We start from the raw sequence: 8,480 nt of genomic DNA on the forward strand, positions 1-8,480 counted from the left end.
TTTATTTCTAACAATATGTGTTGCGGAATTAAGGTTTTTATTTAATTTTGTCGACGAACTAATATATCTGTTACCTCCGGTGAAGCTGAACACAGTTCACTGATAACGGCGGGCATAAGGTCCTGCTGGTGACAGAATGTGGTCGGGGCCTCAAGTGCAAGGCCCATCAGGCTAACACCGGATAAGGTATACAATTTACTTATTTTGCATATTAAAGACATTTACCTGCAACTTGTTACTAACTTAAAGATATTTACAGGCATAAGCTTTGTTATCTGAGAATTGAGCAAACATTTCCTGACGGGTGTGTCTTTTAATTATGTATTTAGCGCTTAACCGCAATACGCTAAGACAAAATGTGCTCGTTGTCTAATGAGAACACCCGGCGAGGCGGGCAAACCTCAAACACCGGATTTGCCTCCGATGTGTCCCCCAGAACGTGTAAATCAGCTAAAGGGGTGTCCCCCCGTAGTGTCCGGAGACAAAGTGCCGACCCGCCCGACAAGCCCGACCAGGAGGCTGTGTGGTTCCTGATGAGGGCTGCATACGGACAGGAGAGAAAAGCCAAAGACATACTTGAGGCAGAAAACATAGAAGTGTTCCTGCCCGTAACCAACAAAATGCGCATAATAGGCGGCAAGCGCAAGCTGATAACAGAATCGTTGATACCCAACTTTCTGTTTGTACACACCACCGAGAGAATGATAAGAAAATACGTGGGAAGCCCCGGGCTCAGTTTTCTTCATCACTATTATATCCCCAACAAAGACGAAAACGGCTGTCCGATAGGCAAAAGCGGAATAAAGCCGCTCATAGTTCCCGACGACCAGATGGAGTCTTTCCTCAAATGGTATGAAACTGAAGACGAGAACAAGATGTTCATCTCCGACACTGAGAGCGACATATCCAAGGGGGACAAGGTGAAGATAATAAGCGGTAAGTTCACCGGATTCAGCGGCTTTGTCTGCCGCGTAAAAAGGCAAACCCGCGTGGGGGTAACCATCAATGGCTTCGGCACGATAGTGACGGCATACGTCCCGAAGGCATTTTTACAAAAAGTCACAGAACAGTAAAGAAACAAATTATATCTACAGCAAATATATTTTAAACAGATATGGATATCTTAATCGGTAAATTTGGTAATCAGCCATTTAAACTGACCGAACCAAGCATAAGCCGCGAGCATGCCTTGTTTCATCTTGACGAGGCCACCGGCAAAATGACCCTTAGAGACAACAACTCGACCAACGGCACATGGATAATGTCGGCCAGCGGCAGCTTCAAGCGGCTTACGGGCGAGGTTCCGGTGAGCCTCAACACGCTTGTGCGCCTCGGGGCAAGACACACCTTCCGCATAAAGGAGCTTATGGCGCAGCAGCCGCCCAAGACCGACGACGCCGTGGACATAAGCGAGCTGCGCAACATCTACGAAACCTACAACCGCAACAAGATGTCGCTCGAGGCCAAGACGTCGAACATAATGATGATGAGAATGGCGTCGCTGTCGCTGGGAAGTATCTTTGCCATACTGCTGACGATGCTTCTGCCCAAGGACTTTGCAGGCGACACCACCGCCAGCGCCGCCATCAAGGTGGCAGGCAGCATCATAGCCATAGGCTTCTCGTGGATCATAGTTGACGTGAAGAACCGCAGCCTCATACAGCGCAAGGACCAGAACGAGCGCTTTTTCAGGAAGAAATACTGCTGCCCAAAGTGCGGCTACCACTTCGGCACAAAGCTCTATGAGAACATCCTGGCCGAGGGCAAATGCCCCAACAGCAGCTGCAAGTGCAAGTTCAAGGGAAAATAACAACCTTAAAAAGACATCATATTATGAAACACACAAGCATGATTAAGCTGATATCGCTGTCGCTGATGCTCCTGCTGGCAGCAGCGGCATTTCCGCAGAAGACCTACGTGGTGTCGGTCGGCATAGGCGAATACAAGTATCCGCAGGTGGCCCCGCCCCTGCCCTGCTCGGTTGGCGACGCCCGTGCCGTGTCGCGCTTCTTCTACAAATACAACGGCAGCAGCGTGTTCATGCTGCTCAACTCTAACGCCACGCGCGACCACATACTGAGAGTGCTCAAGTCGGAGTTTGCCAAGTCTACGCCCAACGACGAGATAATCTTCGTCTACAGCGGCCACGGCGTGCAGGGCGGACTTACCACCTACGATACCAAAGACGCCTCGAGCCTCATCACATACAACGAGATACAGAACATCATGAAGTCGGCCAAGGCCCGCCGCAAGGTGATTCTGGCCATGGCATGCTATTCGGGAGGACTAACGCTGAAGAACAGCAACGGCGGCAGGACGCCGCGGCGCAGCACGCAGAAGACAAGCGTGATGCTCTACACGTCGAGCCGCGCCAACGAGGTTTCGTGGGAAAGTCCCGACATGACCAACTCATTCTTCATCAGCCGCATACTCGAGGCCTTCAGGGGCGCCGCCGACAGGAACGGCGACAGGAAGGTTACGGCGCGCGAGCTGTTCAACTATGTCAACCCGAGAGTAATCAGCGACACTGAAGGCCAGCAGCATCCGCAAATGTGGGGTAAATTCGACGACAGCATGGTGGTCGTTTACGTAAAATAAAAACAACTATAGCAACAATGATAATAAAATGTCCATACTGCGGCCGGCGATTCGAGCTTCAGCGCCGTCCGCCCGAAACATTCTGCTGTCCCAAATGCTCATACAAGGTGCCGTTCAGCGTGATACTGCAGGAGCAGCACTCTGAGAAGACCATGGCAGCGCCGGCATCAGGCGCCCCCGTTACGGCAGGAGGCGAGCCCCAGGGACTGCCCACGTCGGTCATCAACGGACAGGGAGACAAGACGGTGGTGGTAGAGGGCCTCAACGGCGGACTGAAGACAAAGCTCATACCCGAACTGCAGCAGAAGAGCAAGGGCATACTGCAGGTGAGCTTCCAGGGCATGAGCTTCGGCACTATTAGCCTGCCCCACGGCAACTACTACAACCTGGGACGCAAGAGCTCTGACAGCACCGCACAGATAAAGATAACACCCGACATAGCCATGAGCCGCATACATGCAGGCATGCGTACCGTGAAAACGCCCGCAGGGCAGATTGTCTACCAGATAACATCCGTGAAGACAGAAAACCCCGTATACGTCAACGGGCATGCCATACCCAAGGGCAAGGCTTACAGCCTGAAGACGGGCGACATGATAAAGATGGGCGAAACCCTGATGAGGTTTCAAATGGTGTAAACACTGAACAACGATAGATTATGTCACAGAACAAGACAATAGTACCGGGCGTCGACTACGACAACCCCGGAAGCAGCGAGTATGACGAGGCAGCGTTCAGCAGCCTCTACACACGTTCGGGCAACGACGACAACCGCACGTGCATAGCCGGCGCGCAGGGACAGGGCTTCCAGGCACAAAGCGCGTCAGGCGCAGCCGTGGCCGACAGAGACATCCGGCAGATAACCATGCAGAACCGCGTGATAGTGGGCTGTCTCTTCTCCATATCCCACGGACTGCTTGGCGAGATGTTTCCGCTCTATCTCGGACGCAACGCCATAGGGCAGGCAGCCGGATGCGACGTGTGCCTAAGGGAGAATACTGTGTCGCCCGAGCACGCCATACTCTACATACGCAAAGAGGGCAACCCCGTGCGCTTCAACATGACCATAACAGACTACAACTCGGCCAACGGAACCGAAGTGAACGGCACCGACGCCAGATATAACACTCTGACCGTAAACGAGAACGACGTCATAAGCATAGGCAGACACTACAAGCTGCTCGTAAAGACATTCAACGTGGAGGCGGCCGGCCTCTTTGAGGACGAAGGCTTTGAGGAGACAGGCATGGCGGCCGTAAGCGCCGCAACGGCAGCAGACGCCCGACCCGAGGCTGACATACAGGACAACTTCTACTCACCATCGGGCAGCAGCGACGACTCGTCACGCACCGTCATATCGGGCATGTTCTGACGCGCCGGCCACACGCCCGTAAACCATCATACAGAAACATATATCGCTTGACAATGAACGATAACCATCCTACATCTACAATCGGCCTTGAAGAAATAAAACTCATAGCCTCAACAGACACATGCGAGGCATACGGACGCTCCGGCATAGGCGGACGCGAAGAAAACCAGGACTCATACGGCGGCATGGTCAGCGGCAGGGCTGTCATCCTGACCGTATGCGACGGCATGGGCGGCATGAACGGCGGACAGACGGCATCGCGCATAGCGGCCACAGAGATAGTGCAGACCCTGGCCGAAGTGCCGGCAGAGAAGATTGGCCCCGAGGCCGTAAGCAGCGCCGTTGCCAACGCCAACGCAGCCATCTACAGGCGCGCGCTCAACGCCCCGCCGCTGCGCGGCATGGGCACCACGACGACGGTTGTGGCCATAACGCCCGAGGCGGCATATCTGACACACATAGGCGACAGCCGCATCTACCAGCTGAGAGGCGGAAAAAAGATATTCAGAACCTTCGACCACTCAAAGGTGTTCGAGATGGTTGCGAAAAATCTGATGACCGAAGAGCAGGCGCGCCTGTCGAGCTTCTCCAACATAATAACAAAGGCCCTGGGCATAAGGCCGCAGGCTGCTGTCCAGGTGGAGAAGATACCCTATAGGGCCGGCGACAGGTTCATACTCTGCTCCGACGGCATATGGAACTGTGAGCCCGAACCTGAGATTATAAAGATGTTCAACGCCTCAAAGCGTCCCGACGAAGCCCTGCGCTATCTGACAGAAAGAGTCAACGCCATAGGCATACAGAACGGCGAAAGCCACGACAACCTTACAGCAATAGTTGTCGACATGAAGAAAGACTCAACATACCAGTACAGCTACATGCGGCGCATAAAGGACGCTCTGTCAGAGCAGATAAGGCTGATAAAGAAGAAGAAATAAAAAAAGATAGACATAACGCATGAAGAAAATAACAGTAGGACGCGGCAACGACTGCGACATTGTCATACCCGACGAAAGGGACAACGTGAGCAGACACCACATGGTCATCTCGTTCAACCTGCTTGGCAAGATGACCATAAGCGACACAAGCAGCAACGGCACCTTCATCAACGAAAGGAGAATGCTGAAAGGAACATCCATACCCGTAACAAGAAACGACAAGATAAGGCTCGGAGACCGCTGGAACTTCGACTGGAACCTGGTAAAGGACCCTTATGTAACAATGCGCAAGACAATTATTGCGGCATCCTCACTGCTGGTTGTTGTCATCATTGCTGCAGTATGGCTCATGTCTGCCGGACAGACGCCGGCGCCCGAAGCAGCTCCTGCAGCACCTAAGGAATATGTAGAGCAAGGCAAAGGCGAATGGAACAAAGACTCCACCAACAAGGTTGCCCCCACGGAGATGTCGATACCCATAGGCACCAAAGCCGCTACCGGCGACAACGACGCAAGCACCCGCAGGCGCAGCAGCAGAAAGCAGAGCGCAGGCAAAGCCGTAAAGGCTAAAGGCAACGCAGGGCAGACCAAGGCATCGGCCAACGTGAATGCACGCACGGACAACATGCCTGTAATAAACTGACAATAAACACATCCGGCAGCATGGGCAATAAGCCAAAGGCCGGATGGCTGACATAAATACCGACCGGCATTAAGGATGACAACAACAGCTGCCGGCAGAAAGCAGATAAAACACAGAATAATAAAAACGTTTTTAACAATAATGCGGACAACTATATACAAGACTGCATCAGCAGTTATTCTCCTGTTGACCATCATAATTCCTGCATACGCACAGCAGGAAACCACCCTGATAATGAAAAACGGCTCAAAGATTACGGGCAACATCGTGGTTCAGAGACCTGGCAAGGACATCACCATGGAGGCAACAGAAGCACTGCTGGTGGTCAGCGACGGCGAAATAAAGTCGAAGAAAGACAAATATGTAAGATACGAAAAACTTCCGCGCGAATGGAAGCGCTGGGCCATGGAGACGAAGGCTCTGCAGGGAAACGCCGACGGGCGCTATCTGATGATGCACAGCATAACGACCGGAAACTACACCTACACCGACGTGGTGAAGACTGAAAAGGGTAACGCGCAGACCGACACTTACCTGCAGGCCGTGCCGACGACATTCAGCATAAAATGGAACGACATACAGGAAATCAGGCGCAAGGCTCCTGAGGCTGAAGAGGCCACGGGCGTTGACGACGAGGTGGAGACGGCGGCAGGAAAGACTTACCGCGGAACCATAGTGTCGCAGAAGATAGGACAGACGCTGGCTGTAAAGACAAGTTCGGCAACGGTAGAGCTGGGCATGGGCAACATACGCGAGATACGCAAGGTGGCACGCTCGCTCTCGCAGCCGCTCTTCGGTCAGGCAGGATTTGTCAACACGATAGTGATGAAGGACGGAACATCCAAGGACGGCATAATGACAGTTCAGCATTATGGCACCAAGACCGACGACCAATATGTAACGCTGCTGCACGAGGACGGCTCGAAAGAGAAGATACTGGCAGCCGACGTAACGGAATACAGGACAGCATACACAGGTGAAGACGGCGAGACATACAAGCCCGGCAGAGTCTACGTAAACGAGTTTGCCATATCAAGGGCAAGGACAATGACCGAAGACGGCGTCACGGCCTATGTGGACAAGAAGGTGTATCCCTTTCCCGAAGGCATCGTTACCACCTTCAAGGCTGCCGGCGCCAAGTTTCAGGGCAGCTGGCACCTGATAGTCCTCGACAACGTGGAACTGAAAAACGGCACAAAGAGCCAGGGATACACCACCAAGACAAGAAAGACCAACTGCATTGACCCGTCGACAACCGACATGTCGGGCGGCATAAGCAGCATATCGTTCACCTATCTCTCACCCGGCTTCTATGCCCTCGTATGCGACGACAGCCCTGAAACCTACGTGATAAAAATAACCAAATAGGCATACATAAAAATAAATATATGCGCAGGCTTTCAGGCTATATCTCCTATAATGAACGACGCCCGCCTGAAAAAAATTTTGAGTTAACCGTAAGAAAGTCATCCTAAACAAATCTATACTAATATAAAGGCAAGGCCGGCTAAGGGCTGAAGCCTCTGAGAACAGAAAACGAAAAAAATAACCATTAAACTGTAAGATTATGAATACTAACGGAACTAACCCAGGAATGAACGTTGAGGATTATGAGGATAAAGCCATCCAGAAGAGCAATGCAGCAAAGAGAATAGCTGTTGGCGGAGCAGCCTTCTTAGGAGGAGCGGCAGTGGCCGGCGGAGCAGCCTATGCGGCAGGACAGCCTGAAGGACAGACGGCAGACGAGACGCTTACAACTGAAGACATAATAGGCGGAGCCGAGGCAGGAAGTGAATATAAGGAAGCTGAAACACAAGAAACCCAGGAGACTCACACCTCTACGCACACAACGACAGAACACGTGGTGATAGTGGAAAAACCGGCGGCAGAAGTGTATCATGAGGAGGCACAGGCGGCAGAAGAGCCGAACGTAACATGGGACGAAACCACAAACTTCTATGTAGGCGACACAAAGATAGGCTCTATCGAGGAAGGCACCATCAACGGCCATAAATTCGCAATAGCCGACGGCGACGGCGACGGCGTGGCTGACCTGCTCGCCGTAGACTCAAACGGAAACAACCGTTTCGACCAGGACGAGTTCATGCAGCTCAGCGAGTCGGACAACATACACATGGGACACGAAACGGCTCAGGTAACCAACGAGCGATTCACCCCACAGGAGATAAACGGATACGATGAACAGCATCAAGCAAATGAAAACTATATAGCACAGAACCAGGAGCCTATATACAACAACTTTGAAGACGAGAAGACCGGCGAGGCATACCACGGCGACTTCGCAGAGAACAATCCTGACTACAACCCTAACGGACTGGTAGACGGATATAACTCTAACCAGTATCTGGCAGAAAACGACAGATATTCAGCCGAAATGGAAGGTTTGCCCAACCCTGAAAGCCGTATAGACGACGGATTCAACGAAGACATAGCCGAAAACGACATATATGCTGCCGACGAACAGCCTGAAGAATATATAGCCGAGAACGATACTTATACTGACGACAGCACATACACTCCCGAAGTGGACGATCCTGCAATGGCACAAGCCGAAACATACGGCGAGCCTGACAACATTGAATACGACAGCGACCTGGCCGAAAACAATGCTGATGCCGAGGCCGACGAGAACAGCGAATCGCTCGACTCCATGATGGAGAATGAGGAGTTTCTTGGATAAATAGAGAAATAACACAGATAGTCAAACAATAAAAACAATTAAGAATATGCCTAAGAAAACTTGTCCAAACGGACATATATACGACTCTAACATCTATGGTGACGAATGTCCGTTGTGCCCGAAAGACGGCAACAGCACACAGTTTAACTCAAAACAAGATTTCGGAATGCCTCCGTTCGACCAGGCTCCTGACTCAGCATACAGAACACGCGTTGCCCCTCCTGCAGG

General features: G+C 52.0%; 9 protein-coding genes and 1 pseudogene. All 10 read left to right on the top strand.

Annotated features, from left to right (window positions below; genetic code table 11):
• Nucleotides 1-458: 458 nt before the first annotated feature.
• A complete protein-coding gene (locus tag QVO66_RS03785) occupies nt 459-1,073 on the top strand; it encodes a UpxY family transcription antiterminator (RefSeq protein WP_164511766.1) in 615 nt (204 codons plus the stop codon).
• Between the two features lie 41 nt (nt 1,074-1,114).
• Nucleotides 1,115-1,810 (top strand): FHA domain-containing protein, encoded by a 696-nt coding sequence (locus QVO66_RS03790; protein WP_021854078.1) that lies wholly within the window; start codon nt 1,115-1,117, stop codon nt 1,808-1,810.
• Between the two features lie 23 nt (nt 1,811-1,833).
• A complete protein-coding gene (locus tag QVO66_RS03795) occupies nt 1,834-2,598 on the top strand; it encodes a caspase family protein (RefSeq protein WP_021854079.1) in 765 nt (254 codons plus the stop codon).
• Between the two features lie 17 nt (nt 2,599-2,615).
• On the top strand, nt 2,616-3,236 hold the full coding sequence (locus tag QVO66_RS03800; RefSeq protein ID WP_021854080.1) for an FHA domain-containing protein: 621 nt from the start codon (nt 2,616-2,618) through the stop codon (nt 3,234-3,236).
• A 20-nt stretch (nt 3,237-3,256) separates the two neighbouring features.
• Nucleotides 3,257-3,970: an FHA domain-containing protein gene (locus tag QVO66_RS03805; protein ID WP_021854081.1), complete on the top strand. Its 714-nt coding sequence runs from the start codon at nt 3,257-3,259 to the stop codon at nt 3,968-3,970.
• A gap of 53 nt (nt 3,971-4,023) precedes the next feature.
• Nucleotides 4,024-4,908, top strand: coding sequence for a PP2C family protein-serine/threonine phosphatase (locus QVO66_RS03810; RefSeq protein WP_021854082.1), 885 nt, complete (start codon nt 4,024-4,026; stop codon nt 4,906-4,908).
• Nucleotides 4,909-4,927: 19 nt separating this feature from the next.
• A complete protein-coding gene (locus tag QVO66_RS03815; RefSeq protein ID WP_021854083.1) occupies nt 4,928-5,551 on the top strand; it encodes an FHA domain-containing protein in 624 nt (207 codons plus the stop codon).
• A 141-nt stretch (nt 5,552-5,692) separates the two neighbouring features.
• Nucleotides 5,693-6,919 (top strand): hypothetical protein, encoded by a 1,227-nt coding sequence (locus QVO66_RS03820; protein WP_021854084.1) that lies wholly within the window; start codon nt 5,693-5,695, stop codon nt 6,917-6,919.
• A 199-nt stretch (nt 6,920-7,118) separates the two neighbouring features.
• Nucleotides 7,119-8,252: a hypothetical protein gene (locus QVO66_RS03825; RefSeq protein ID WP_021854085.1), complete on the top strand. Its 1,134-nt coding sequence runs from the start codon at nt 7,119-7,121 to the stop codon at nt 8,250-8,252.
• A gap of 46 nt (nt 8,253-8,298) precedes the next feature.
• Nucleotides 8,299-8,480 (top strand): annotated as a pseudogene (locus QVO66_RS03830) (hypothetical protein); the annotation flags it as partial.

Source organism: Prevotella sp. CAG:255 (assembly GCF_000431195.1).
GTDB lineage: Bacteria > Bacteroidota > Bacteroidia > Bacteroidales > Bacteroidaceae > Prevotella > Prevotella rara.

What these genes read in the sequence shown, in the direction of transcription:
- QVO66_RS03815 (WP_021854083.1), top strand. Translation starts at nt 4,928, where the DNA reads ATGAAGAAAATAACAGTAGGACGCGGCAACGACTGCGACATTGTCATA.
- QVO66_RS03825 (WP_021854085.1), top strand. Translation starts at nt 7,119, where the DNA reads ATGAATACTAACGGAACTAACCCAGGAATGAACGTTGAGGATTATGAG.
- QVO66_RS03795 (WP_021854079.1), top strand. Translation starts at nt 1,834, where the DNA reads ATGAAACACACAAGCATGATTAAGCTGATATCGCTGTCGCTGATGCTC.
- QVO66_RS03805 (WP_021854081.1), top strand. Translation starts at nt 3,257, where the DNA reads ATGTCACAGAACAAGACAATAGTACCGGGCGTCGACTACGACAACCCC.
- QVO66_RS03800 (WP_021854080.1), top strand. Translation starts at nt 2,616, where the DNA reads ATGATAATAAAATGTCCATACTGCGGCCGGCGATTCGAGCTTCAGCGC.
- QVO66_RS03820 (WP_021854084.1), top strand. Translation starts at nt 5,693, where the DNA reads ATGCGGACAACTATATACAAGACTGCATCAGCAGTTATTCTCCTGTTG.
- QVO66_RS03810 (WP_021854082.1), top strand. Translation starts at nt 4,024, where the DNA reads ATGAACGATAACCATCCTACATCTACAATCGGCCTTGAAGAAATAAAA.
- QVO66_RS03790 (WP_021854078.1), top strand. Translation starts at nt 1,115, where the DNA reads ATGGATATCTTAATCGGTAAATTTGGTAATCAGCCATTTAAACTGACC.